25 protein-coding genes and 1 tRNA gene are annotated in these 26,183 nt (G+C 38.3%); 22 read left to right on the top strand and 4 right to left on the bottom strand.

Going from position 1 to position 26,183, the window contains the following annotated elements:
- Positions 1–56 precede the first annotated feature (56 nt).
- The 12 genes from C4H12_RS01820 (at position 57) to C4H12_RS01780 (ending at position 8,489) form a co-directional block, all read left to right on the top strand.
- Positions 57–437, top strand: coding sequence for a hypothetical protein (locus C4H12_RS01820; protein WP_106097405.1), 381 nt, complete (start codon positions 57–59; stop codon positions 435–437).
- 18 nt (positions 438–455) lie between these two features.
- Complete coding sequence (locus C4H12_RS01815; protein WP_106097404.1) at positions 456–749, top strand: phage holin family protein; 294 nt, start codon at positions 456–458, stop codon at positions 747–749.
- A 1-nt stretch (position 750) separates the two neighbouring features.
- Positions 751–1,257: a hypothetical protein gene (locus C4H12_RS01810; RefSeq protein ID WP_106097403.1), complete on the top strand. Its 507-nt coding sequence runs from the start codon at positions 751–753 to the stop codon at positions 1,255–1,257.
- Between the two features lie 21 nt (positions 1,258–1,278).
- Entirely contained in the window at positions 1,279–1,863 is a 585-nt protein-coding gene (locus C4H12_RS01805; RefSeq protein WP_129588195.1) for a hypothetical protein, read from the top strand.
- Positions 1,864–1,866: 3 nt separating this feature from the next.
- Entirely contained in the window at positions 1,867–2,340 is a 474-nt protein-coding gene (locus tag C4H12_RS01800; protein ID WP_106097401.1) for a hypothetical protein, read from the top strand.
- A gap of 63 nt (positions 2,341–2,403) precedes the next feature.
- Positions 2,404–2,556 carry a hypothetical protein gene (locus C4H12_RS13670; protein WP_164997585.1) on the top strand — a complete coding sequence of 51 codons (153 nt, stop codon included), beginning with the start codon at positions 2,404–2,406 and terminating at the stop codon, positions 2,554–2,556.
- The gene (locus C4H12_RS13665; protein ID WP_164997584.1) at positions 2,525–2,737 is read left to right on the top strand and encodes a hypothetical protein; all 213 of its coding nucleotides are present in this window, start codon (positions 2,525–2,527) and stop codon (positions 2,735–2,737) included. The genes C4H12_RS13670 and C4H12_RS13665 overlap by 32 nt, the downstream gene beginning before the upstream one ends.
- Positions 2,734–7,269, top strand: a complete 4,536-nt coding sequence (locus C4H12_RS01795; RefSeq protein WP_164997583.1) for a zincin-like metallopeptidase domain-containing protein — start codon at positions 2,734–2,736, stop codon at positions 7,267–7,269. The genes C4H12_RS13665 and C4H12_RS01795 overlap by 4 nt, the downstream gene beginning before the upstream one ends.
- A gap of 3 nt (positions 7,270–7,272) precedes the next feature.
- The gene (locus C4H12_RS01790; RefSeq protein ID WP_106097399.1) at positions 7,273–7,476 is read left to right on the top strand and encodes a glutamyl-tRNA amidotransferase; all 204 of its coding nucleotides are present in this window, start codon (positions 7,273–7,275) and stop codon (positions 7,474–7,476) included.
- Positions 7,477–7,497: 21 nt separating this feature from the next.
- Positions 7,498–7,623: a hypothetical protein gene (locus tag C4H12_RS13935; RefSeq protein WP_256387547.1), complete on the top strand. Its 126-nt coding sequence runs from the start codon at positions 7,498–7,500 to the stop codon at positions 7,621–7,623.
- Positions 7,624–7,777: 154 nt separating this feature from the next.
- Positions 7,778–8,038, top strand: coding sequence for a hypothetical protein (locus C4H12_RS01785; RefSeq protein ID WP_106097398.1), 261 nt, complete (start codon positions 7,778–7,780; stop codon positions 8,036–8,038).
- 1 nt (position 8,039) lies between these two features.
- Entirely contained in the window at positions 8,040–8,489 is a 450-nt protein-coding gene (locus C4H12_RS01780; protein WP_106097397.1) for a PIN domain-containing protein, read from the top strand.
- Positions 8,490–8,777: 288 nt separating this feature from the next.
- Here C4H12_RS01780 and C4H12_RS01770 read toward each other — a convergent pair whose 3' ends face one another.
- Together C4H12_RS01770 and C4H12_RS01765 are read right to left on the bottom strand one after the other, a co-directional pair.
- Complete coding sequence (locus tag C4H12_RS01770) at positions 8,778–9,944, bottom strand: site-specific integrase (RefSeq protein ID WP_106099394.1); 1,167 nt, start codon at positions 9,942–9,944, stop codon at positions 8,778–8,780.
- A gap of 124 nt (positions 9,945–10,068) precedes the next feature.
- Positions 10,069–10,142 (bottom strand) — tRNA-Met (locus C4H12_RS01765).
- 321 nt (positions 10,143–10,463) lie between these two features.
- Between C4H12_RS01765 and C4H12_RS01760 the strand changes: the two genes are divergently transcribed.
- The 3 genes from C4H12_RS01760 to C4H12_RS01750 are packed head-to-tail and all read left to right on the top strand — an operon-like array spanning position 10,464 to position 13,032.
- On the top strand, positions 10,464–11,999 hold the full coding sequence (locus C4H12_RS01760) for a YifB family Mg chelatase-like AAA ATPase (protein WP_106097395.1): 1,536 nt from the start codon (positions 10,464–10,466) through the stop codon (positions 11,997–11,999).
- A 31-nt stretch (positions 12,000–12,030) separates the two neighbouring features.
- The gene (locus C4H12_RS01755; RefSeq protein WP_106097394.1) at positions 12,031–12,591 is read left to right on the top strand and encodes a hypothetical protein; all 561 of its coding nucleotides are present in this window, start codon (positions 12,031–12,033) and stop codon (positions 12,589–12,591) included.
- 3 nt (positions 12,592–12,594) lie between these two features.
- Entirely contained in the window at positions 12,595–13,032 is a 438-nt protein-coding gene (locus tag C4H12_RS01750; RefSeq protein WP_106097393.1) for a hypothetical protein, read from the top strand.
- Here the strand turns inward: C4H12_RS01750 and C4H12_RS01745 are convergent.
- Together C4H12_RS01745 and panD are read right to left on the bottom strand one after the other, a co-directional pair.
- Entirely contained in the window at positions 12,962–13,918 is a 957-nt protein-coding gene (locus C4H12_RS01745) for a lysylphosphatidylglycerol synthase transmembrane domain-containing protein (RefSeq protein WP_106097392.1), read from the bottom strand. The two genes, C4H12_RS01750 and C4H12_RS01745, sit on opposite strands and share 71 nt — an antisense overlap.
- Entirely contained in the window at positions 13,915–14,265 is a 351-nt protein-coding gene (gene panD / locus C4H12_RS01740; RefSeq protein ID WP_106097391.1) for an aspartate 1-decarboxylase, read from the bottom strand. The genes C4H12_RS01745 and panD overlap by 4 nt, the downstream gene beginning before the upstream one ends.
- Positions 14,266–14,841: 576 nt before the next feature.
- Between panD and sucD the strand changes: the two genes are divergently transcribed.
- The 7 genes from sucD to C4H12_RS01705 all read left to right on the top strand — a co-directional run bounded on the left by sucD (position 14,842) and on the right by C4H12_RS01705 (position 26,172).
- The gene (gene sucD, locus C4H12_RS01735) at positions 14,842–15,714 is read left to right on the top strand and encodes a succinate--CoA ligase subunit alpha (protein ID WP_106097390.1); all 873 of its coding nucleotides are present in this window, start codon (positions 14,842–14,844) and stop codon (positions 15,712–15,714) included.
- Positions 15,711–16,865 carry a serine hydrolase gene (locus C4H12_RS01730; RefSeq protein ID WP_106097389.1) on the top strand — a complete coding sequence of 385 codons (1,155 nt, stop codon included), beginning with the start codon at positions 15,711–15,713 and terminating at the stop codon, positions 16,863–16,865. Before sucD ends, C4H12_RS01730 begins: the two co-directional genes overlap by 4 nt.
- A gap of 330 nt (positions 16,866–17,195) precedes the next feature.
- On the top strand, positions 17,196–18,593 hold the full coding sequence (gene fumC, locus C4H12_RS01725) for a class II fumarate hydratase (protein WP_106097388.1): 1,398 nt from the start codon (positions 17,196–17,198) through the stop codon (positions 18,591–18,593).
- A 60-nt stretch (positions 18,594–18,653) separates the two neighbouring features.
- Positions 18,654–20,165, top strand: coding sequence for a sulfatase (locus C4H12_RS01720; RefSeq protein WP_106097387.1), 1,512 nt, complete (start codon positions 18,654–18,656; stop codon positions 20,163–20,165).
- Between the two features lie 74 nt (positions 20,166–20,239).
- Positions 20,240–22,966 carry a putative LPS assembly protein LptD gene (locus C4H12_RS01715; protein ID WP_106097386.1) on the top strand — a complete coding sequence of 909 codons (2,727 nt, stop codon included), beginning with the start codon at positions 20,240–20,242 and terminating at the stop codon, positions 22,964–22,966.
- An 18-nt stretch (positions 22,967–22,984) separates the two neighbouring features.
- Complete coding sequence (gene ligA, locus C4H12_RS01710; protein WP_106097385.1) at positions 22,985–24,976, top strand: NAD-dependent DNA ligase LigA; 1,992 nt, start codon at positions 22,985–22,987, stop codon at positions 24,974–24,976.
- A 74-nt stretch (positions 24,977–25,050) separates the two neighbouring features.
- Entirely contained in the window at positions 25,051–26,172 is a 1,122-nt protein-coding gene (locus C4H12_RS01705; protein ID WP_106097384.1) for an N-acetylmuramoyl-L-alanine amidase, read from the top strand.
- The last annotated feature ends 11 nt before the right edge of the window (positions 26,173–26,183 follow it).

Genomic DNA, 26,183 nt, shown 5'->3' with positions numbered 1-26,183 from the left:
AGATGTTTGTAAGAATTAGTATGTTTCAAAGAATAAACTATAAAAACTAAAACATTATGACTGGAAAATTTAACCTATCAATCACAAATAATAGTAATTCTGCTGCTACTCCTCCTCCTATTGTAAGTGGAGGAGGTATACCTATATATGTACCTATTATTATAGACCAATCAGCAAGCGTATTAAATCAATTTGCAGGAGGTATGCTTCTTATTTTAAACTCTTGTTTTCTTGATTTTACGGAAGTTACTGATAATACAGCTGTTTTTTTTATATATGCGATTAATACTACAAGCCTACCCGAAATAACAATAACAATAACTGATAATAATAGAATTATTAAAGGAGATAAAACATTCCAATTTCCACAATTTAATATGACACCAAACCCTATTTTAATAAATAACGGGACTATTTATACACAGCCAAGTACCTAATACTAAAAACTATAAAAAATGCAAGAATTTTTCTACAAATACAGCGGGTTTTTACTTGCTGGAGCTATAGGAGCCTCAATTAACAAACTACGTAAACGTATGAGCTGGAGCCGTTTTTTTCGCTCCTGTCTAATTGCAACATTCACTTCATTATGTGCTGGTGTATTATTCCTTCACCTAATGAACCTTCCTATACCTGTTGTAAATGCCTTATGTGGAATAGTAGGTGTATTTTCTGAATCTATATTAGATGAAGTAGAAGATATGATACGTAAAGCATCAGATTATATTGAACGAAAATTAAACCAGTAAAATGAGTACACGTTTTTTTCATATTGTCATATTTTTATTTAGTTCTTTGTGGTTGGTGGGGTGTAAAACTCAACCAACCACTAACTCTAATACCTCCCAATTAGTCCTCTCCAAAACCGATACCCTATACCTCGAACGCACCCTCCCTATTCACGACACCCTATACCTACCAGTACCCTCCCTACGCACCACAAACCCCAATTGCGACTCCCTTTGCCAGCAAGCCCTCTCCAACGCACTCGCTCACCTCGCTACCCACAAAACATCAGGAAATAATAGCTACGGACTGTATTATAACAAATACCGCCAGCAGCTTGTCCTATATCAGCAACTACAAGAACAAATCAATAGCCATCAATCCTCTACCAGCAGCCAGCAGCACACCATAATACAAAAAGAACAAATACCAACCCCCTACATACCCCTACCCATAAAAATATTAGCTTACATAGGTGCCGCCGCACTCGCCTACTGCATCATTCGCATATATATAGCTTTCAGAAAATAGACCCCTAAATTTCTAAAAAATATGAAACCAAAATACCTTATCATCGCCGGTACAACTATCTTGGCAATCTCATTAATGAGCTTCATCAAAGCCAAAACAGCACAAGCCAAAGATGTATTCTCTAAAATACTATATAAAATATCCCTCCCTAAGCGGCTCGATATTAGTATTAACCGCCTGCGCTTCTATATCGATGTAACGCTACAAAATCCCACCGCGCAAGATTTTACCGCCTCTTCCGGCGGACTAATAACTGCCAAAGTATTTCGCGTATATCGCGGTACCGAACTCCTCGGCTTCGGTCAGTTACCCAATATCAATAGCGTAGCCCTACAAGCTGGCGGCAAATGCTCCTTTAACGATATATATATCGAAATCCCTACTACCGACCTCGCCCGCCAATTATGGAATGTAACCGGTGGTGCCGATAGTTGGAAAAAACTATTTAATAATATCTTTCCTAAAGACACCCAATCCCCACAAACCAACCAGCAATTTGTCGAAACTCTCAAAGCCAATTCAATGAAACTCCTATCCGAATTACGCTATGAACTCGATATCGAAACACTCGGACAACTATACACCTTTAACAAAAATATTATCTAATCTATGGACTTACGTAACAAATCAAAAATTCGTGGACTGCGTAACAACAACCCCGGAAATCTCGAAAAACGCACCACCCCTTGGCAAGGAAAAGTACCACATACCCAAAATACCGATGGGCGTTTTGAGCAGTTTGAAACAATAGAATACGGATTACGCGCCCTAATGATAAACGCCCGAACCCTTATACAACGAGGCAAAAACACCCTCGAAAAACTCATCTACACTTGGGCTCCCCCTTCCGAAAACAACTCAAAAAACTACGCCGATTATGTAGCCAAACAAACCAACATACCTAAAACACAAATCTTAGAAGCAAGGCATCTTACCCCCAGCTTTTTCATCACACTTGCCAAAGCTATAACTGCTATGGAAAACGGCGAGCAAAGCCTAAACTTAATACCCCATAGCTCCTTTGAACAAGCCCAGAAGCTAATGAGTACAAGCCTATTCACCCTCGAAAAAAAAAAGGAATAACCATCACTGTCGGTTTCCTCCTGCTACTGCCACTTTCTTATTATCTATTATCAGTTAAAACCAATGGCAAAAAAACAAACAAAAAAAAGCACCCAAAGTCACGATAGCACCTACTGGAAAATATCCATAGCCCTATCAGCTATCAATGTACTTATAATGCTATTCCAAATAAACACAACAAAAAATGAACCTAAAACCTATCATACAAGGATATAGTAACGCCCTTTTTCGTGATGACCTCCAAGTCGAAGCCGAAGCCGCACGCCGCCTCCAAATATGTAATAATTGCCCCTTGCAAAAAATAATAATGGGAGTAAAATGTTGTGGAGTTTGCTGCTGTCCACTCGCAGGACTCACTCGCCAAAACACCAAAGTATGCAAAAAATGGAAAATATGAAAGAATTTATAGCCCTACATAACCGCACCGTATCACGCACCCAAATACAAGAAGTAATCCAGCAGGCAAAACAAGAAAACAATACCGAAGTAATCTATCGCCTCTCCAAAATCCTTAACGAATACCCCAATAACAACCGTTTCGTTATCAATATCCAAAACTACCCGCAAGACACCATACCCACTGCTCTTGCGGGAACTCGCCATTTAGGCGACTACCGCGAAGCCCTCGATGAAAACGGACGCCTACGCAAAGGCTATAAGTTTGTAAAAGGCAAAATCATTCCAACCCAATCGTCCCGCCCCTCTCAAGACAACGAAATCGCCTTCCTCGCCGCTGCCGGCATCGACTATTTTGAGGAAGCCCCCGATGATGAACCACAAGGGCTTGGCAAACCCATACCCGCTGCCGATATATACCAAATGATAACCGATAAGATTATCAGTATGCTAAAGTCCACCAAAGCCTCCGATTACAAAAAGACTTGGGAAGACGATGCTTTCTTTATACCCCTTAATTTCGACAGCAAAAAACCATATCGAGGCGTAAACCGTATGCTCTTGCAAGAACGTATCGGACTTACAGAAGCCTTTGCCAACCCTTATTTCCTTACCTTTAAGCAAATCAAAAAACACAAAGGCACCCTAAAAAAAGGTGCAAAAGGCTATGAGGTAGTATATTATTCTATCCGCTACGTTGTCCCTGCCGACAAAAATACCGGACGCAAAGCCTATTCATCTACTAATGCTCATAAAGTAATAGATTTCATAGACAAACACAAGTTACCAGAAAATATAGTTACCCGTATCCCAATGATACGCTATTACAACGTATACAACGGCGAAGATATTACAGGTATAGACTTTAAACTGCCAGAGGTAAAGATAGGGCGTGCCGTACCCGATACAGCCCCCGAAAACCAAGCCGCCGCCCTTATAGTCGAAAACTACCCCAACCCTCCCGCTATTAAGCACGGAGGCAATGAGGCATATTATAAGCTAAGTGAAGATTTGGTAAGAATGCCAAAAGTCGAGCAATTCGATAGTGTTAATGACTATTACCGTACCCTATTCCACGAACTTACGCACTCTACACGCCACGAAAGCCGCCTAAATCGTGAAAAGATTTCATTTAGATTTGGTGATACTGGTTATGCCAAAGAAGAGTTGGTAGCCGAATTTGGTGCCGTATTCCTAAGTGCGTGGGCGGGCATTATGTGGTACAATAACAAAAATCACGCTGCTTACCTCAAAGGCTGGAATAGTGCTATAAAAGAAGCCGAAAACGATAACAAATTCCTAATGAAAGCCGCCTCACTTGCCCAGCAAGCCACCGACTACATTCTAAACCTCAATTCTGCAGGGTTACCCGCTTTTCTATCTAAGTACGAAAAACCCAAGAAGAAAGCCAAAAGCCCAAAAGAGCCGCAAAAAAAAGTAACCCAAGAGCCAGAGCTCTCAACAGTTCCTGAAACTACTAATGATAGTAATAATTTTTTATATTTCAACATAGACCGCTCTAATCCGCAGCCACAGCCTATTTCGCGAGTAAAAGCAAAATATAAAAACATTGATTTTGAACAAGAATACAACCGTATTAGCGACAAAAATGGTTATTTCAAACCTAATTTCAACAATAAAAGAGATTTACAAATATTGCACGCTTTGTGTAGCGATTTTATAGGTACTATAAACACCGAAGATTACTTTGAAAGAGCTCCAAAATCTAAAACAACAGGCATAATGAGCCTTAAAAAGATTGTGAGCAAAGACAAATTGCGTCCAGTACTAACAGGTGTATATATCGACAAAGACTATTACATCGCCACAGATGCATTCAAATTGATATGGTTACCTCGCCCTAAAAACGATGAGTACAAAACAGGGTCGATATTCGACCTAAATTTTAAGTGCCAAAAGTTTGGAGGTTGTAAGCCTGAAGACGCACTTATAGAGGGTAGATTTCCTATTGATAGTACTGTTAATATGAAAAATGCCCCTATAGCCTACACCTCACAGCAGTTAGACATTACCATATTGATTGACCACTTATATAGGGGCGAAAAAGCTATTAAAAGTTTAGCCCCTTACCAAAATCCTATGGTTATAGCTTTACATATAAACAAAGAAAACATCTATATAGATATTAAAAACCTACTAGATGCCTTAGATGTGCTACGCGCTAATGGTGCTAAAAGCCTTACTATGAACTTTGAAAATTTAAGTGGAAAATCACCTATACATATACAAACAGACAATAAGCTGCAAGCCCTCATTATGGCGCGCTATTTTGCTACCGAGAAAGATATACCAACGGTCGATACCTGCCTAATGATAGCCCCACTGCCTCTTACTCTTACCGAGATTTCTAAGCCTACAAAAGGACTATCAGCCCCCGCCGACGGCACCCTTTTCGGCAAATACCCCGAAATCTCTACAGATACTTTTAAAGATATGAAAGTATCAGAACTTAGAGCCTTTACGCTTTCATACTACCTTACACACCTAAAAGGCAAAAAAGTAGCTATCAAAAACCACCTTAAAGAAGTGATATTTACTACTAAAGCAGGGCGTAAAATAGCTAAAGGTGAAGCTATGTATAAAGAAAAAGCTGCCGTTATAGAACGTTTAGAAGAACTTATCAAAAATTCAACCTATAATAATTGGGGCAGCCGCAAAACGCAAGATAGCCCCAATATATTAGGCTACCTCAATTTCAAAAGCAAACTAACAATAGACGGTGAGAAAAGACACGTACGTATAGCTATTTCATTAACAAGAGAACGGAAAACAGAACTAAAAAATGTAGAAGTAGGAAAGAAAAAAAGTGCCTCATTTCGGAAGGCGACCGTAGTCAATCCTCAAGACGGGCGAAATGAAACACTTTCTACCAATACTGCTGCAAAAACCGTGCCTAAAAACAAAAAAGTGCCTCATTCCGCACAAGACCCAGTAGGCACCTTGCAAGACGGGCGAAATGAAACACTTTCTACCAATACCACCGCAAAAACCGTGCCTAACAATAGTATAAGCAAAAAGAAAAGCCAAGCTCCAAAAGGGACTTTACCCTCAGCCGAAGGAGCTCAGCTTTCTACCAATATCCCAGCAAAAAACGTGCCCAAATCTTTAAATGCTCCCCGACACGCGGGCATTCTAAAAGAAGCATTAACCGAAAAAGGTAAACTAAAAAAAGGTTGGTATTTCCAAGACTATGGCATTATAGACCCTAAAGGAGAATATCACACCTTAGAAAGAGATTATTCATTAGAGTATAATCTAATCGAAAAAGAGTTAAGAAGCAGAGCCTTTTTACAAGATGAAAAAAGAAAAATAAAAGGATTTGAAGAAAATAAAGAACTTGATGAGGAAATAAAAGTTTTCTTGCGAGAGCTTTCAAAAGAAAATAGAAAATATTTCAAAAGCCATAAGGCTGCAGAAGTTTTTTATTGGGCATTCCCTTTTACAGAGGAACATTATAGTACCTTTTATACTTTTGAAGAAAGTAACCCCTACATTAATAAAAGATTGCAAGAACTTGACCAATACTTTACTGATAATAATGAACTATTTGAACGTTTAGAAAATTACGAAACTCTAAGAAGATACAAATTAAAATCATTAGGTTTGGATTTTAGTACTAAAATTACAAGTTTTATAAACAAGCAAGGTATGAAAATACGAGGAAATAGTGCAAAAATAAAAGAAAAATACGGATTATCTACCCCTCTTACAGTCCCAACCGTATACGTAGAGCACCTGCCCGAAGAAACAAACCAGCAAATCAACACATCGGCAAACACCCTCGATGCCAAAATGGCAGCCTTGCAAACGCGCAACTGGGAAACCTTTGTCATCGCCAACCCACAAATGCAAGCCTTCCTTGGCGATGTAGAACGCAAACCTGCCGAAAGCACCGTTATCACCATAGCCGGTGGCGCTGGCAGCGGCAAAACACGCTTCGCCTTTCAGTTCATCAATGCCCTGGCACAAAACTACAAAGTAGGACACGCCAGCCTCGAAGAGCACCCCGACAGCAAGCTGTATTATGACAAAGTACAACAGTACATTGATAACACCGCACTGCCCAATATCGAAGCACCCGAAATAAAGAATCTGGACCAGCTCGAAGCCCTTATACAGCGCAATGATGTAATAGTAATCGATAGCTTTGCCAAGCTGCAAGAACTCAACCCGCGCTTCCTCCTCGACCGCGACCTACGCAAAAAGTATGACGGAAAGCTATTTTTGCTCATCTACCAGCTTACTGGCGAGGGCAAAATGCGAGGCGGTAGCAAGTCAGAGTTCGACGGCGATATAATCCTACTCACCCACGTAGCCCCCGACTACCGAGAAAATTATATTTATCCCAGCAAAAACCGCTACAATGCCCTACCAGCTACCGCCTTGCGCTATAGCACCTACTATCAGCAAATGCTCGATATACCCCAAGAGTTAAACACAGGCAGCCAGCCCTCCCAAGCCAATAGCTTGCCCCCAGCCCCACAAACCAATGTATACGAAGTAATTTATTAAAATATGAACACCACAGTAATAACAAACGTAGTCTCTTACCAAATAGGCGTTGATATATTAGGCTTTCCAGTATATCACGAACACTATTTTGTCCAGCAGCATATAGTCGAAGAAAACACCACTAAACAAGGCAAGAATATGAGCAAGCACAGCCAAACACACAAGGTTTTCCCCTTCATATACAGCCTTTTTGTAAAACAATTTTAGTAACCTAAATAATTATTTAGTATGCCGACAACCCGCAAAGTAGGCTTAAAAGCCAATGGAAAATTAAAAAAAGGATTCCGTTACAATGAAAACGGACGAATCGTTAAAGCAAAGGCAAAAACCACTGCCAAACGCAAAACACGCTAATACCCCTTTTCTCCAGCCCCGTAAGGCTGGTTTTTTAATACCCAAACAGAAATTTTTCCTGTTTAAACTATGAACGAACTATAAACGAACTTTCATTTCCTAATTTGCTAATTCCAAAATTATTTGCTACCTTTGCATAAAAATACAGAATATTATGCCATACACAATAACAATAGATAGCAATAGCAACATAGCCAAAAACTTAGTGCAATACCTAAAAACCTTTGATTTTGTAACCGTTACAAACACAAAACAAGTCAGCAAGAAAAAAACAGCCCTTGATCAGCCAGTTTTTGAGGAAGAAACGCCAGAACAATACGAGGCTATTATGGCACTATCAAAGATCGCCAACAGAAACATAGCCCGTAGATTAGCCAAAGCTAAAAACTTAAACTTACCTTTTAAAAACAAATAGTATGATCGTAATCGCTGATAGCAATATCTTTTTTGGATCACTAATAGCACCCAATGGAGAGTTAGCCTCTATCCTAAAAGATAAAAATATGCAGTTTATGGCTCCTGATTACATTATAGAAGAGGTAAAAGATCATTTGGATACCATAAAGAAAAAACGAAAAAAGGATAAAACAAACCGACAAATTTTAGCTGATTTGGCTTTACTATTGAAAAATATCACTGTTGTACCGTTAGAAGATCTATCAAATAAAAATATCCAAAAGGCATTTTCTATTGTAAAAGACATAGATGAAGACGATTATCCTTTTATTGCTATGCACCTGCAATATAAGCATAAAATATGGTCTCGTGATGAAGATCTTATAGAGGGATTAACCCAAAAAGGCTACGGGCACTTCTTTACATCTACTGAAGAACTAAAAAAACACCTCTACAAAAAGAAAAAATAACCCCCTCTGAATATCAAACACTTACAAAAAACTTTCGCCCCACAGCGAAAGTTTTTTCGCTTTTTGCTTGCAAGTTTCAAAGAAGGGGGAAACTTATATATAATCACGTTCACCCCGCGCCCAAAATTTATAAATTTATGTGCAAAAACATAGATTTGTGTGCAAAATAAAAATTTGTGTGCAGTTTTGTGTGCATTATATAATTCTGAAAAACAGCGTTTTACATAGCAAAAATACACTTTGCACACAAAACACACAAAAAAAACACTAATCAATAGGAGTAAAGCATTAAAAAGCAAACGTAGCACTCTTCACCATTTCATCGGCAAATTTATTACGAGCGGTGTAGCTTTCGGTAATCTTCAAATCATAGTGCCTTGCTTGGTCTCTTACCTTAATAGCAGGAATACCACTATTGAGCAGGTCGGTAATACCAGTATCTTTCAGAGAGTAAAACTGGAATTTGCTATCAAACTTGTGCAGCTTGCGAAACTTAGCCCACTCGTCCGAAATCTTTTTAGGGGTTATTTGGGTAGGACCAGCTTTAAACTTATTCGCGCTAAAAAGGTAGTCGCTATTATTTGCCGTGGTGAGGTGCTGGGCGAGGTCGGGCAAAAACACATCGGGTATGGTAACGCTTTCGGTTTTTCGGTTTTTAGAGTTTGTGCCGTCAATCACTATATACCCTCCGTGCAGGTACACATCGCTTACTTTTAGCTTTGTCAGTTCAGTACGCCTAATGAAGCAGTAGTAAGTCAGCATACACAGCACGTAATAATGAAAATTAGTCTCGCGCAGCGTACGCACCTTTTCTTTAATATCCACCGCCAGCACTTCACGTTTCTTTTGTGTTTTTGCTTTGGGTTTTATGCTTTCAGCAGGATTTACATTGATAAAGTTTTTTATTTTGCACCAGTTTAGGAAGATATTCAGCAGGCGCAAGTGGTTATTATAAGTATTAGCACTATTCTTTCTCTCGTAGTACAAGTAATCCAAGTAGTTTTGTAATGTATTTGTGTCCAACTCTATTACAAATTTGAGTGGTATTTTCTTATCTGTGATGTATTTTTGAAAGAGGTCCAGACAAGAAGCATAAGCCCTTAGCGTGTCGGGGCGTTTAATACCGTCTTGCACCTCTCGTTCTTGCATTTTCAGAAACAAGTCAGCACAAAACTGTAATGATTTGTACTTAACATTATTATCCTCATAGAAAGGAGACCAGCCACTATCCAATTTTTGATTGATAGAAGCGATCATCTTTTTGGCGTACTTTTCACGCTCGCGAGTAGGGGAGAGGGGAGGCACACGCTTACGAAAACGTTTAAACTCATTTTGAGTAGGAATTTTAGCGTAGAATACAACGCGCCATTCGTTATTATGCCCTTTTTGAAGTGTAGCGGGCTTATAATCAACGTATATAATACGTGAAGAAATATTTTTTTCGTTTGTAGGCATTTTTTTATTTAGGGCTACCTCCCACACGGTAAAAACGTGCTAAGAAAAAGCCCCAAACAAGACCCATACATTTTAAAAAACTTAGCGTAATTAGTTGATAATCAAACTAATTACGCTAATTCTGTAGCGAAGACGGGATTTGAACCCGTGACCTTTGGGTTATGAATCCAACGCTCTAACCACCTGAGCTACCTCGCCATTAATTATTATGTATTTCTGTTTTGCGGGTGCAAAGGTACTACTTTTTTCTATTCTACCAAATTTTTAGTACACTTTTTATCTATTATTCATCAACCTTCTTTGTAAATTATCTGAAAATCAACAATATAAAAAGATTTTATAAAACAGATAATAATACTCTAAAAATACTTTTTTACGCTCATTGTTCGATTAGCACCGAAAAAAAGTATACCAATATTTGCTATTTAAAAAAAATACACTACCTTTGTCAGTCTAAAACAAAAAACTATTTAAGTTTTTGAACTATTATCAATTCAATCAAATATTAATACCCGAAAAATGTTAGTAAAAGTTTACGGAAGCGCCGTCTTTGGGGTCGAAGCTACTACTATCACTATTGAAGTCAATATTGATAAAGGCGTAGGATACCACCTTGTTGGCTTACCCGATATTGCTATTAAAGAAAGTAACTACCGAATTGCTGCCGCCCTACAAAACAATGGCTATAAAATACCGGGCAAAAAAATAACTATCAATATGGCCCCTGCTGATATGCGCAAAGAAGGCTCGGCTTATGACCTTAGCCTTGCTATTGGCATATTAGCTGCCAATGGGCAAATCATCAGTGATAATATCGATAAATACATTATTATGGGCGAGCTATCCTTAGATGGTAGTTTACAGCCTATCAAAGGTGCTTTACCTATTGCCATACAAGCCCGTAAAGAGGGGTTCAAAGGTTTTATTTTACCAGTCCAAAATGCTAAAGAAGCTGCTATAGTTGATAATTTAGAAGTTTATGGCATTGAGAACATCAAGGAAGTTATCAGTTTTTTTAACGGTGAAAAAGAACTTACCCCTGTAGTAATTGACACGCGAAAAGAGTTCTTCAAAAACTTAGAATTTCCAGAATTTGACTTTGCAGATGTTAAAGGACAAGAAACAGTAAAACGTTGTATGGAAATAGCAGCTGCTGGAGGGCATAATATCATCTTGATAGGGCCTCCTGGTTCAGGTAAAACAATGCTTGCCAAACGCCTGCCTAGCATCTTGCCTCCTATGACCTTGCACGAAGCTCTTGAGACTACCAAAATTCACAGCGTAGTTGGGCGTATTAAGGATAGTGGACTTATGAGCCATCGCCCTTTCCGGAGTCCTCATCACACCATTTCGGATGTTGCTCTAGTAGGTGGAGGTACATATCCCCAGCCTGGTGAAATATCATTAGCACATAACGGGGTACTATTTTTAGATGAACTACCCGAATTCAAACGCACTGTTTTAGAAGTAATGCGACAGCCTTTAGAAGATCGAGAGGTCACTATTTCACGAGCTAAATTCTCTATCACCTACCCTGCCTCATTTATGCTAGTAGCTAGTATGAACCCTAGCCCAAGTGGTTATTTCATTGATCCTAATTCTGCTATGAGTTCCTCTCCTGCCGAAATGCAACGGTATATGAGCAAAATATCAGGACCTTTGCTAGATAGAATTGACATTCACATTGAGGTAAACCCTGTTCCTTTTGAAAAACTATCAGATGAACGGAAGGGAGAAAGTAGCAACGAAATTCGTCAGCGCGTAATTGCGGCCCGCAACATACAAACCGAACGCTTTAAAGAGTATGAGCATATTCATTACAATGCCCAAATGAATACTAAACAGATCCAAAAATTCTGTAAGGTAAATAATGAGTCTCTTTCTTTGTTGAAGAATGCCATGCAAAAACTTAACCTATCAGCTCGTGCCTATGACCGAATTCTAAAGGTAGCACGCACCATTGCCGATCTTGCTCAATTTGAAGAAGTACAACCCCAACACATAGGAGAAGCTATCCAGTACCGCAGCTTAGACCGCGAAGGATGGTTTAGCTAATAATTAACAAATAGTATTTAACAGTATAACAATGAAGAAATATTTTTTACTAGCAACCTTAAGCCTACTTGCTATGGTAGGCTGTAATCAAAGCAACCAGCTTGATAATAGTGAAGTAACTGAACTTATTGCTAACTATTTAGATGAAAATCCTCTGTATGAAACTGGTAAGTTCAATACCAACAAACAGAAACTTAGCAATAGCACCGATAAAGAACTTATTGATGCCATTCAGCAACTAACTGATGATGGGCTTATAGAAATCAACAATGAGAAAATACGTAAAAAGTGGTTCTCTAAGGACAGTGTGCATATCATCACTCCTGCTCTTACTAAAGAGGCTTTGCCTTATTTAGTAAAACAAAATAAGAACAATGCCGAAGTGAAGACTATAATCTACAAATTCAATGATAAGAAGGTAACATTGGAGAAGAGTACAGAAAATGTTTCAGTTTGTACTGTAATTTTAGATAAGGAGAAAACCCCTTTCTACTACTTTGGTAAAGACCCATACCCTAATGCCTCCTTTATTACTCAGAAATTTAAACTGAAATACAACGAAAAGAACGGTTGGAAGATTATCAAAAAATAAACTATGAAAAACCTTAGTATCCTTACCCTTATACAAGCTGTAATGAGTCTTATTTCAGCAGTACTCATTTCCAAAATGTCATTTATTGGCAAAATAGGTGTAAGCACCTACTATAGCCAGTATGCTGTATTTAAAACTTGGTGGAAAACTGCCATTATTCTCTTTATCGTTCAGTTAGTACTGATATTGTTTTTACAAACCTTCCGCACCAAGGTAAGCCCTAATTTCGCACGTCTATTAGCTATCCTCCTTACAATTATAGGAGCGGTAGGCTTTTACTTTACTTATGTTGATTTTACTACTACCTCACACAAAGTAATGAAGTTCAGTTTCCATTTAGGCTTCTATCTTTTTTGGGTAGCTTGGTTCATTAGCTGTGGGTATTTTCTTTTAGCAAAGGAAGTAAAGCAAATGCCAGCCCCCCCAACAGAAGAGTCATAGCAAACTGTGAAGTCCATACTAGCCAACCAAAAGCAGTTCCTATAGGGGTAGCTACTCCAAATAAGAATAGTACTTCAGCGATAAAAAAGGGATACGAACCAAAACCTGCATTAGTAAATGTCATTGCAAAACTTCCTACTACAAAGGCAGTAAGCACATTGGGCATACTGATATTGGCTGTTTCTGGCAATGCAAAAAAAGGAATATAAAACATCAAAAAGTATACAGCCCAAATAAAAAGGGTATGTAGCCCAAAAAGCATACGATGGCGTATTTTCAACACTGAAAGTACGCCTTCTTTTATACCATTCAAAAATGTTTTTACCTTAACAAATAGCTTCTTTTCGGATGTGTACACCAAATACAAAAATACTACAAATGATACCCCTCCTATCACTCCTAACCATAATAGTTTTTGAAAAGGAATTTTCGATAGTACAAAACTGCTTATCAAATCAAACTGTAATACAAAAGCTGCAGCTGTGAAAAGCAATAACAGCAGTAAGTCTATTACACGTTCAGAGATGATTGTCCCAAATGATTTTTCAAAGGGTACCTTGTCGTATTTACTTACCAAAAGGGCACGTGTTACCTCGCCTGAACGCGGAATGGTTACATTTACCAAATACCCCATAAATACTGCCATAGTGCGATGCAGTAACGAGGTGCGATAGCCCATAGGGCGCAATAAAAACTCCCAACGGACTGCTCGCGATATATCGGCTAAAAAACCCAAAAATACCGCCAAAATAATATAAAAATAATCAGCCATAACAAAAGTTTGTTTAATCTCAGCAAACTGCTCTTCTGTAAACTGCCGATAAGCATACCAACATAAAAACCCTCCCACAAGTAAGGGGAGGGTTATTTTCAACCATTTTTTCATTCTAATAAGTTCGTTTGTTCATTAGGAAAGATGATAGAAGGCCTAAAGGTTTTCGCCTCTTCAAAATCCATTAGCGCATACGATATAATAATTACCACATCTCCACGCTGCACTTTGCGTGCTGCTGGGCCATTCAGTACAATAGCCCCTGAGCCTCTTTTACCTTTAATAATATAAGTATCAAAACGTTCTCCATTGTTCACATTCACAATAGATACTTTTTCTCCTTCAATCATTCCTGCTGCTTCGATCAAATCCTCATCAATAGTGATGCTTCCTATATAATCCAAATCAGCACCGGTAACTCTTACTCGGTGTATTTTTGATTTCAATACTTCTATTTGCATTTTTTGTTTATATTTGAAAAACGCGGCAAAAGTACAAATAATTGGTGAATTACCAAATTAGCTTTTTAATTACTCCCATCCCCTCCTCTCCTACGTTCACTCTAAAAACTGACAAAAATTCATCTTTTTACCCATTTTATTAATAATTCTTCAACCCCAACCTCCTTCTACTTTCACCCTCCTAAAACACACAATCCATTAATAATCAATCTTTTCAAAAAAAAACTCCCACCCTATCTTTACCGAACTATAAGCGAACTATAAGCGAACTATAAACGAAGGAATAACGAACTATAAACGAACTATAACACTATCTCACTGTATATCAACCTCTTCCCTCCTACCCCTCACCTTTAAATAATTCGCAACAAAACACCCAAAACCCAACATTATTCTCACTCCTCATCATCTTCCCTCTCTTTTTCCACCTCCTTGAAAGCTAAAACCTAAAACTTAAAACTATAACCGTCTGATTACAAGTGTTTTAAAATTCACGTCAACATTTTTGTTTGTCAAAAAATTGTTATTACAAAAAAAAGTTTTACCTTTGCTGCTATAAACTAAAAACAAAACGAAATGAGTGTATTAGTCAATAAAAATTCTAAAATCATCGTACAAGGCTTTACTGGTAGTGAAGGTACCTTCCATGCCGAGCAAATGATCGCCTACGGAACTAATGTTGTAGGTGGTATTACCCCTAATAAGGGCGGCCAAACACACTTAGGCAAACCCGTATTCAATACCGTTGCCGATGCCGTAAAAGCTACAGGAGCCGATGTCTCTATCATCTTCGTCCCTCCTGCTTTCGCTGCCGATGCCATTATGGAAGCTGCCGATGCCGGTATTAAGGTTATCATCACCATCACCGAAGGCATCCCAGTAGCCGATATGGTCAAAGTAGCTGCCTATATTAAAAACCGCGATTGCCGATTGGTAGGCCCTAACTGCCCCGGAGTAATCACTCCCGAAGAAGCCAAAGTAGGCATTATGCCTGGTTTTATCTTCAAAAAAGGACACGTAGGCATCGTCTCTAAATCTGGTACACTCACCTACGAGGCTGCCGACCAAATAGTACGTAACGGCTTAGGAATCACTACCGCTATCGGTATCGGTGGCGATCCTATCATTGGCACCACTACCAAAGAAGCGGTTGAGTTATTGATGAACGACCCCGAAACTCATTGCATTGTAATGATAGGCGAAATCGGAGGCCAGTTAGAACCCGAAGCAGCCCGCTGGATCAAAGCCAATGGCAATAAAAAACCTGTTGTAAGCTTTATCGCTGGCGAAACCGCTCCTAAAGGGCGCACTATGGGGCACGCAGGTGCTATCGTAGGAGGCGCCGATGATACTGCCGAAGCTAAAAAACGTATTTTGCGTGAGTGTGGCATTCACGTAGTCGATTCTCCTGCCAAAATAGGCGAAAAAGTTAAAGAAGTACTCGGATGAAAAAACAATTCATTTTGTTAGCCGCTATACTCTCTTTTTTTAATAATCTTTTTGGTCAGAAAAAATTAGTCGATACTGAGGTGTTCCGAAAAAACCCCTCAGAGGTAACTTCTTTTGACGAAGCCAAACAAGAAGCCGAAAAAATATTGTATTATCTCATCCAAGAAGAAATAATACCAGGAGCATCGGTAACCGTTACCAAGCGAGGCAATATAATATGGCAAGGAGGTTATGGCTATGCCGACCTTAACAAAAAAACGCCTATTGATGCCAAAACTACTATATTTAGGGTAGCAAGTATCTCCAAAGCTATTACAGGAGTACTGCTGGCTCGCTTGCAAGAACAAAAAAAATTCGACTGGAATACCTCTCTGTATGAATACGTCCCCAATTTTCCTCCCAAGCCGTTTGATTTTAATATAAAACAGCTTGCAGGACACTTAGCGGGCATCCGCACATATAAAGCTAATGAGTATACCCTCAATAAAAACTATAGCATAGAGGAAGGAATAAGCTTATTTAAAGACGACATACTACAAGCTGCCCCAGGTACTAAATTCCTGTACAGTAGCTTTGGATTTAACCTCATTTCTCTAGCAATTGAAAAATGCCTCAATCAGCCCTTTGAGGTAATAGCCAAAGAGGAGGTTTTCAAACCGCTTAATATGTGGCGTACCTTCCCCGATAGAGGTAAAATCATCACCGATGAGGCGACTCCCTACACTCGCACTAAAAAAAAGTTAGACAAAGCTACTAATGTAAATAATTACTTTAAGTTAGCTGGAGGCGGTTTCCTTTCTACATCGCATGATATAGCCAAAATGGGTACAGCTATACAGCAGCATAACTTCCTCAGTCAGCCTATCGAGAACGAAATGCTTAAAAAGCAATGTACTATCGATGATGAGGAAATAAGCTATGGTATAGGTTGGCAAAACCAACGCGACTGGAATGGACGCGATTACTATGGGCATACCGGTATGGGCGTAGGTGGCTACGGCTGGCTATCAGTATACCCTCGAGAAGAGGTCGTAGTAGTACTCCTTTTCAATGTAACCGATCCACAAATAAACATCTACCTACAACGCTTAGTCGATTTTATACTCGAAGGTGCCGAACTCATCGACGACAACAAAACAGATAACAAATAAGACTGATTTAAAAAGTAAAAACTCCTCTTCAAATATTTCTATTTTGAAGGGGAGTTTATACAATAGTCCAATTCCATATATTCACCTATCACCTAGCAGTAAGTCTCATTCTTATAAGTACAGAGCTCAATCCAAAGCTCCTTGCCAAAGGCATAGCATTCTATGATTTTTATAACACAAAAGCACATATCAAATACTTAAAAACACATCTGTTTTAACCATTAACAATTTTATAGCGTTAATTATTAATTCTTCATTGTTAATTAAATTTTTATTTGTACTTTTGTGCCGTCATTAAGAGATAATTATTTTTAATAAAAAAACCAAAATATGAGTTACAGAATTGAAAAAGACACTTTGGGAGAAGTGAAAGTGCCTGCCGATAAATATTGGGGCGCACAAACCGAACGTTCTCGCAACAACTTCAAAATTGGAGCACCAGCTTCTATGCCAATTGAAATCATTCGTGGTTTTGCTTATCTTAAAAAAGCAGCCGCTTATGCCAACTTTGATTTAGGCGTATTACCTGCTGAAAAACGCGATGCCATCGCTCAAGTATGCGACGAAATCTTAGAAGGTAAGTTAGACGACCAATTCCCATTGGTTATTTGGCAAACAGGTTCAGGAACCCAATCTAATATGAACGTGAACGAGGTAATTGCCAACCGCGCTCAAGTATTAGCTGGCAAGCAAATAGGCGAAGGCGACCCAGTCCTTAAAGCCAATGACGATGTGAATAAATCACAATCCTCTAATGATACCTTCCCTACCGGTATGCACATTGCTTGCTACAAAATGGTAGTAGAAAAAACCATTCCTGGTGTTCAAAAATTACGCGACACCCTTGCTGCCAAAGCCGAAGCTTTTAAAGATGTAGTGAAAATAGGTCGTACTCACCTTATGGATGCTACCCCTCTTACTTTAGGACAAGAACTCTCTGGCTATGTAGCACAATTAGACCACGCTTTACGTGCTATTAAAAACACTTTAGCTCACCTTTCCGAACTAGCTTTAGGTGGTACTGCTGTAGGTACTGGTCTTAACACCCCTAAAGGTTATGATGTAAAAGTAGCCGAGTATATAGCTAAATTCACCGGACTACCATTCGTTACTGCTCCTAATAAGTTCGAAGCCTTAGCATCTCACGATGCAATAGTCGAAAGCCACGGGGCTCTTAAACAATTAGCCGTATCATTGAACAAAATAGCAAACGATATCCGTATGATGGCTTCAGGTCCTCGTTCTGGTATAGGCGAAATTCTTATCCCCGAAAATGAACCTGGTAGCTCTATTATGCCTGGTAAAGTTAATCCTACCCAATGTGAGGCTATGACAATGGTTGCTGCACAAGTAATGGGTAACGATGTTGCCATTTCAGTAGGAGGTACTCAAGGTCATTATGAACTAAACGTATTTAAACCTCTAATGGCTTCTAACTTCCTTAAATCAGCCGAACTTTTAGGCGACGCTTGTGTATCATTTGAAGAACACTGCGCAATCGGTATCGAGCCTAATTACAAACGCATTAAGGAATTGGTTGATAACTCTCTTATGTTAGTCACCGCTCTTAATACCAAAATTGGTTATTACAAAGCTGCCGAAATAGCACAAACCGCACACCGTAATGGTACTACGCTTAAAGAAGAAGCGGTTCGTTTGGGCTATGTAACTCCTGAAGACTTTGATAAATGGGTTCGCCCTGAAGATATGGTCGGAAGCCTTAAATAATTTTTTAGATAGAGGTAAGAGATAAAACTCTTACCTCTTATCTTTTTTACTTCTATAATTATGAAATCTGTTTTACTTACCCTATTGGCTATTTTTGGTCTCTACAGTTATAGCCAAACTACTACTTCTAATGCACAACGCCCCAATATAGTCGTTTTCATAGTTGATGATATGGGGTGGGAAGACACTTCTTTGCCTTTCTGGAAAGAACGCGTGCCTAATAATGATATTTATCACACTCCTAATATGGAGCGCTTAGCAGCACGAGGCATACAGTTCACTCAAGGGTATGCTGCCTCTGTTTGCTCTCCTAGCAGGGTTAGCTTGCTCACTGGTAGTAATGCAGCCCGGCATCGCGTTACCAACTGGACACGCCATTACAATACTCCTACCGATGTAGACGACCCTCAGCTTACCCCTCCTGATTGGAATGTAAATGGTATTTCTCCTGTTCCTAATGCTCCCTATGCCTACTACGCCAAAACTCTGCCTCAATTATTAAAAGAGGCTGGCTATTACACTATTTGCATAGGAAAAGCTCACTTTGGAGCTACCGAAACCTTAGGAGCCAACCCCTTGAACTTAGGTTTTGTAAAAAATATAGCAGGACACGCAGGCGGTGGTCTCGCTAGTTATTCAGGGCTTACTAACTTTGGTAACCGTACCGACGGGCAACCCACATCTTCTTTTGCTGTGCCCGATCTACAAAAGTATTGGGGTAAAGACATTTCAGTTACCGAGGCTCTTACTTTAGAAGCTCTTGATGTATTAGATGACCGCCCTAAAGACCAGCCTTTCTTTCTTTACCTATCACACTACGCTGTACACATCCCTATCGAAGAAGATAAACGTTTTATAGAAAAATACAAAGGACTGAACCCTACTGAGGCTCGTTATGCGAGTATGGTCGAAGCTATGGACAAAAGTTTAGGCGATGTAATGAGCTACTTGGAAGCACAAAAACTAATGGAAAATACTTTTATTCTTTTCCTATCAGATAATGGTGGGCTAAGTGCTGTCGGACGTGGCGGAACTCCTAATACGCATAACTACCCTTTGCAGGCTGGTAAAGGGTCAGCTTATGAGGGCGGAGTGCGTATTCCAATGATAGCAGCTTGGAAAGGACAAATAACACCCAATGAACGTACTGAACAACCTGTTATTATTGAAGATCTATTCCCTACTCTTTTAGATATTGCCCAAGTAAAAAACTACAAAGTGCCGCAAGTAGTAGATGGAAAGAGTTTTTTACCAACCTTAAAAGGAGAAAAAAAAGTGCAAGAACGCACTTTTTACTGGCACAGCCCTAATAATTGGTACACAGTTAGTGGCTCTGGATATGGAGCCAGCAGTGCTATTAGGCAAGGAGATTGGAAATTGGTATATATGCATGGTAGTAGGCAAAAGGAACTCTTCAATATAAAAAATGATATAGGCGAAAAACAGAACCTGATAGCCCAATATCCACGTAAGGCTAAACAACTAAGTAAAAAACTACGCCATTATCTACAAAAAGTAAAAGCTCAAATGCCTACAGATAAACAAATAGGAAAAGTTGTTCCTCTACCTTAAATAACAACATATTTGCTAATTGAGAAAAGTTTTGTATTTTTGTGCCCTAAAATAAAAGTATAAAAAGAAAGACTTTGCAACAACATAAACGACTCTTTATATTCATAGTCAGCATATTAGTTATCATTTTTTGCTCGTGGATTGCCGAAAGTTTTGCCTTTAAAAAGGCTGAATTTTGGTATGATATACCTTTTGGTGTACGCGACACTATTAAAAAAGATAGCCTTAAAAAGGAAAAACCTCTGCGCGGCAGACGCCCTAAGCCTGAAAAACCTAAGAAAAATATTGATACAATAAAGAAAAAAGATACTATCAAAAAAACTAATGGAGCCTTAGAAGATGTAGTAAAATATGAGGCTAAAGATAGTATTGTATTCAATAAAGCTGGAAATGAAATCATACTGTATAACCAAACTAATGTAAAATATACCGATATTGATATTAGTGCAGGTATTGATGTGATTAATTACCAAAAAGGAGAAGTTTATGCAGGGCGAGTAAAAGATAGTACTGGTGAATATAGCCAACATCCCATTTTCAAGCAAGGAAATGATGTGATAGAACCGGACTCTATCAGGTTTAACTACCGCAACCAAAAAGCCATTATCCGTAATGCATATACTAAGCAAGATGAAAACAATGTAAGAGGGCAAATCATTAAAAAGGAGAACGACTCTACCTATTTTATGAAAAATGCCATTATCACCACTGCCGAAGATTTAGATGACCCCGACTATTATATCAAGGTACGAAAAGCAAAATTTGTACCTAAAAAGAAGATTATTGCAGGCTTCAGTAATATGTACATAGTTGATATTCCTACCCCTTTAGCTATACCCTTTGCCTATTACCCTATGGTGTCAGGTCGCTCTTCAGGGCTAATATTCCCTACCTTTGGCGAGGTGAATAACCGTGGCTATTTCTTGCAAAATATAGGTTATTATTTTGTAATTAGTGACAACTTTGACCTTACCCTTACTGCCGATTATTACACCAATGGCAGTTATGGGCTTAGGGCTCAGTCAGCTTACCTAAAACGTTACAAATATTCAGGTAATTTCAATGTAGCTTTTGAAAATAACATTTATAGTATGAGGGGGCTGCCAGACTATTCAGGCAGTAAAATGTACAGCATACAATGGTCACATAGCAAAGATAGCAAATCAAGTCCCAACTCTAGTTTCTCAGCATCAGTTAACCTATCTAGCAATAGTAGATATTATCAAGAATCCTATAACCAATCCAATACTTCTAACTTTTTGAATAATACGATGATGTCATCTATCTCGTATTCCAAAACCTTTCCTGCATCACCTTCTGTGAATTTATCACTCTCTGCTTCTCACTCACAGAATACTAATACTAAAAGTATTGATATGACATTACCCTCAATGCGTGCTAGTGTGGAGCGTATATACCCTTTTGCTAAGGAAGGACAAACTAAAAAAGGACTTATCAAGAGTCTGAACTTGCAATATAGTATGCAGGCTGATAACCGCTTTGCTACGTATGATAGTCTCTTCTTTAGTAAGAAAATGTTTAATGAAGCTAAGAATGGAGTTCGCCACTCTATTCCAGTAAGTACCACTGCTAAGTTATTCAAGTATGTTACTTTAGGGCTCAACTCTTCTTTAAATGAAACATGGCAATTCAAAACAATACGTCGCAAAGACTTTAATAGTTCTATAGGCAAATCAGCTATTGATACTCTTAGTGGTTTTGACCGCTTTCTTACCTACAATGTAGGAGCTAGTTTAGGTACTACTGTATATGGTACTTTTAGATTTAAGAAAGGGGCTGCTATACAAGCCATCCGGCACGTAATGCGTCCTTCTGTAAGTTATGGGTATACTCCTTCATTTGACCAGTATTATGATTATTATATTTCAGATGCTTATGGTAATAGAAATCAGTATAGCCGCTTTGAAGGTGGTTTGTATGGCACACCTGGACTAAATGAATCGCAATCAATAGGCTTCTCTTTAGCCAATACTTTTGAGGCTAAAATGAAACAGAAAGATAGTACCGAAACAGAGCCTAAAAAAGTAATGCTCTTAAATAGCTTAAACTTTAGTACCAACTATAATGTAATTACTAAAGAATTAAGCCCTATAAATGTTACTGGAGGAACCGCTCTTTTCAATGGTAAGTTAGGTATCAATTTTGGAGCGACTCTAAACCCTTATGCTATTGATAACAATGGACGACAAATAGATAAATGGAATATGAACAATGGTGGTAGTTTATTCCGATTAACAAATGCGAACATATCTACTAATTATTCATTTTCTAACAAAGATAGATCTGAAAAAGGAAAAAAGAAAGAAAAACATACAGGTACAGTAGCAGGAGGTCGTACCGATGACCTCTTTGGTTCATCTAAACCTCTAAATGAAGTACAAGATTTAGATAAGAAAAAAGAGGAAGACGAAAATAAAGATGGTAAGCAACAGTTTTACCGAGCTACTATACCTTGGGACTTAACTTTAGCTCATTCACTTACCTATAGTAATCAGGCACGAGAAGGAAAAATCTCTAATAACTCTCTAATGTTTTCTGGTAATGTATCACTTACTCCCAAATGGCAAGTAGGTTTATCAAGCGGATATGACTTCGTAAACAAAGGTTTTACTTATACCCAACTGCGTTTTGAACGTGACCTAAGCAGTTTCAGAATGAGCTTCCAGTTCACCCCTTTTGGCTATCGTACCTCTTGGTATTTCTTTGTTGGTATCAAAGCTTCAATGCTTTCCGACCTGAAATGGGAGAAAAACAAAGAGCCTGATAGAGTATTACGCTAAACGATAGAAAATAATCTTATGAAAGAAAAAATACAACAACTACGTAACGAACTTAACCAACACAATTACAACTATTATGTGTTGGATAATCCTACTATTTCCGATTATGAGTTTGATCAAAAACTAAAAGAACTACAAGAGTTAGAACAAGCTCACCCAGAATATTATGATGAAACCTCTCCTACTGTACGTGTAGGTGGTACTATTACTAAAAATTTTCCTACTGTAGTACATGAATATCGTATGTATTCGCTAGATAACTCATACTCTAAAGATGATTTAGAAGATTGGGAACAGCGTATCATCAAAACTTTAGGTAGTGATCAAATTAATTTTACTTGTGAACTAAAATATGATGGAGCTTCTATCGACTTGTTATATGAAAATGGGAAGCTAAAACAAGCTACTACTCGTGGTGATGGCATTCAAGGTGATGATATTACTGCTAATGTACGTACTATTTGTTCAGTACCTTTGCAACTAAAAGGAGACTACCCCGAGCGTTTTTACATTCGTGGTGAAATAGTAATGCCTAAAAAGGCTTTTGAAACACTAAATGCTGAACGTGTTGCAGCAGGAGAAGACCCTTTTATGAATCCTCGTAACACAGCTAGCGGAAGTTTAAAATTACAAGATACAGCTGAAGTAGCCAAACGTGGTTTAGATTGCTTATTGTATTTTTTAGTAGGAAATACAGGTGTTAAAAGTCAGTTTGAGAGTTTGAAAAAAGCACGTGAATGGGGGTTTAAAGTACCTAGTATTTCTAAATTATGCCATTCTACTGCCGAAGTAATGGACTTTATCAATGAATGGGATACCAAACGCCACTCATTGCCTTACGAAACTGATGGAGTAGTGGTAAAAGTTGATAGTATTGCCCAACAAGAAGAGTTAGGTTATACTTCTAAATCTCCACGATGGGCAATGGCTTATAAATTTAAGGCCGAACAAGTAGATACTGTTTTAGAAAGTATATCATACCAAGTAGGACGTACAGGAGCTATTACTCCTGTAGCTAATCTTAAACCTGTATTATTGGCTGGCACTATTGTAAAACGAGCATCAATGCACAATGCCGACCAGATTGAAAAATTGGACATCCGCATAGGCGACTCAGTTTATGTAGAGAAAGGCGGAGAAATCATTCCTAAAATAGTAGGTGTAAACTTAGAAAAACGCGAAGCAAATGCTCTGCCAGTACAATATATTACTCATTGCCCTGAATGTAACACTGAATTAGTTCGTAATGAAGGGGAGGCCCAGCATTATTGTCCTAATAGTTATGAATGTCCACCTCAAATTACTGGCAAAATACAACACTTTATTTCTCGCAAGGCTATGGATATTCAGGGCTTAGGAGAGGAAACTGTTGAATTATTATTCCGTGCAGGCATTATTCACACTTATGCCGATCTTTATGAGGTAACTGTTTCTAAACTTCTTCCCTTAGAGCGTATGGCTCAAAAGAGTGCTGAAAATATAGTAAAAGGTATTCAACAATCTAAAGAAGTACCTTTTGAACGTGTTCTCTTTGCTTTAGGTATTAGATATGTAGGAGAAACTGTCGCTAAAAAACTAGCACGCCACTACAAAACTATTGAAGCGCTTCAAAATACTACTATTGAACAGTTAATAGAAGTAGATGAAATAGGTAATCAAATTGCTAGTAGTGTAGTAAGCTTCTTTGCCGACGAGTACAATCAGAAACTTATTGAACGTCTTAAAGGTTATGGCTTACAATTTTCTCTTAGCGAGCAGTCTACCGAAGGACAAACTGACACTTTAAAAGGACTTACTTTTGTAGTATCAGGTGTATTCCACCTATATTCACGTGATGAGCTTAAGGCTCTTATTGAACAACATGGGGGTAAGGTAGGCTCTTCTATCTCCTCTAAAACTAATTACGTAATAGTAGGTGATAATATGGGACCTAGCAAGAAAGAAAAAGCCGAAAGTTTAGGCGTAAAGATGATTAGTGAAGAAGAATTTCAATCGTTAATAATCAGTTAAATATATAATTTAGTTTGGTGCATTAGGGTAAAAGCCTTACCTTTGCCCCCTATTAAAACAAAAAATAAGATTTGATGAAACTTTTACATTATATACTTTTTGGGGTACTATATGTAGTGTCGGCAGTAGGATATGCTCAGAAAATACCTGTTTTCAAAGTGGTTTTAGATGCTGGACATGGAGGTAAAGACCCTGGTAAAGTAGTAAATAAAACTATTTACGAAAAAGATGTAGTTCTAAAAATAGCCTTATTAGTTGGTAAGAAATTAGAAGCCTATCCTGACATTAAAGTTATCTATACTCGTAAAACTGATGAACTTATTGACCTTTACGAACGTGGAGCTATTGCCAACAGGAATAAAGCTGATGTTTTTGTTTCTATCCATTGTAATGCCCACGAAACTCAAGTAGGAGGAGCTGAAACTTATGTTCTAGGGTTGAATGCCAATGAGCAGAACTTTGAAGTAGCTAAAGCTGAAAACTCCGTAATCTATATGGAAGATAACTATGAGAAGAAATATGCTAAATACAACATCAACTCCCCTGAATCTCTCATAGGCCTTTCTATTATGCAGGAAGAGTTTTTAGAGCAAAGTATTCAGTTAGCTAAAATAGTTCAAAATCAGCTTACTAGTGTAATGAAACGCTCTAATCGTGGTGTACGACAAGCTGGTTTTATTGTCTTACATCAAACCTATATGCCTAGTATTCTCATTGAAACTGCTTTTCTTACTAATAACGAGGAGCGCAAGTTTCTTACCTCAGCTAAAGGGCAAGATGAGTTTGCCGAAAATATTGCTACTGCCATCTTAGAATATAAAAAATGGGTACAAGGAAAAAGTAGTTATATCTCGCCTAACGAGAGTGTTTCTGTACAATCAGAAGGAGATAGAATACATCCTGAAAAACACACAACGAATAACCATACAACTAAAAATTTAAGTTATAAAATACAAATATCATCTAGCCCTAAGCGTTTAGAAGCTAAAAGTTTTAATTTTAAAGGGCTATCTCCTATTTCAGTTGAAAAGGATGGAAGTGTATATGTATATTACTATGGTAATGCTCTAAAACACCGAGAAGCTCTTGTATTACTTACTAATGCAAAAAAAAAAGGGTATAAAGATGCTTATATCACAGCTTTTTATCAAGGGAAACGCATTACTATCCAAAAAGCTAAACAGTTAGAAAAGTAAAATTATTAATA

Origin of the sequence: Capnocytophaga sp. oral taxon 878 (assembly GCF_002999135.1) — a bacterium.
GTDB lineage: Bacteria > Bacteroidota > Bacteroidia > Flavobacteriales > Flavobacteriaceae > Capnocytophaga.
The sequence above is the reverse complement of the archived record's forward strand: the minus strand, read 5'-3'. Positions and strand labels throughout refer to the sequence as shown.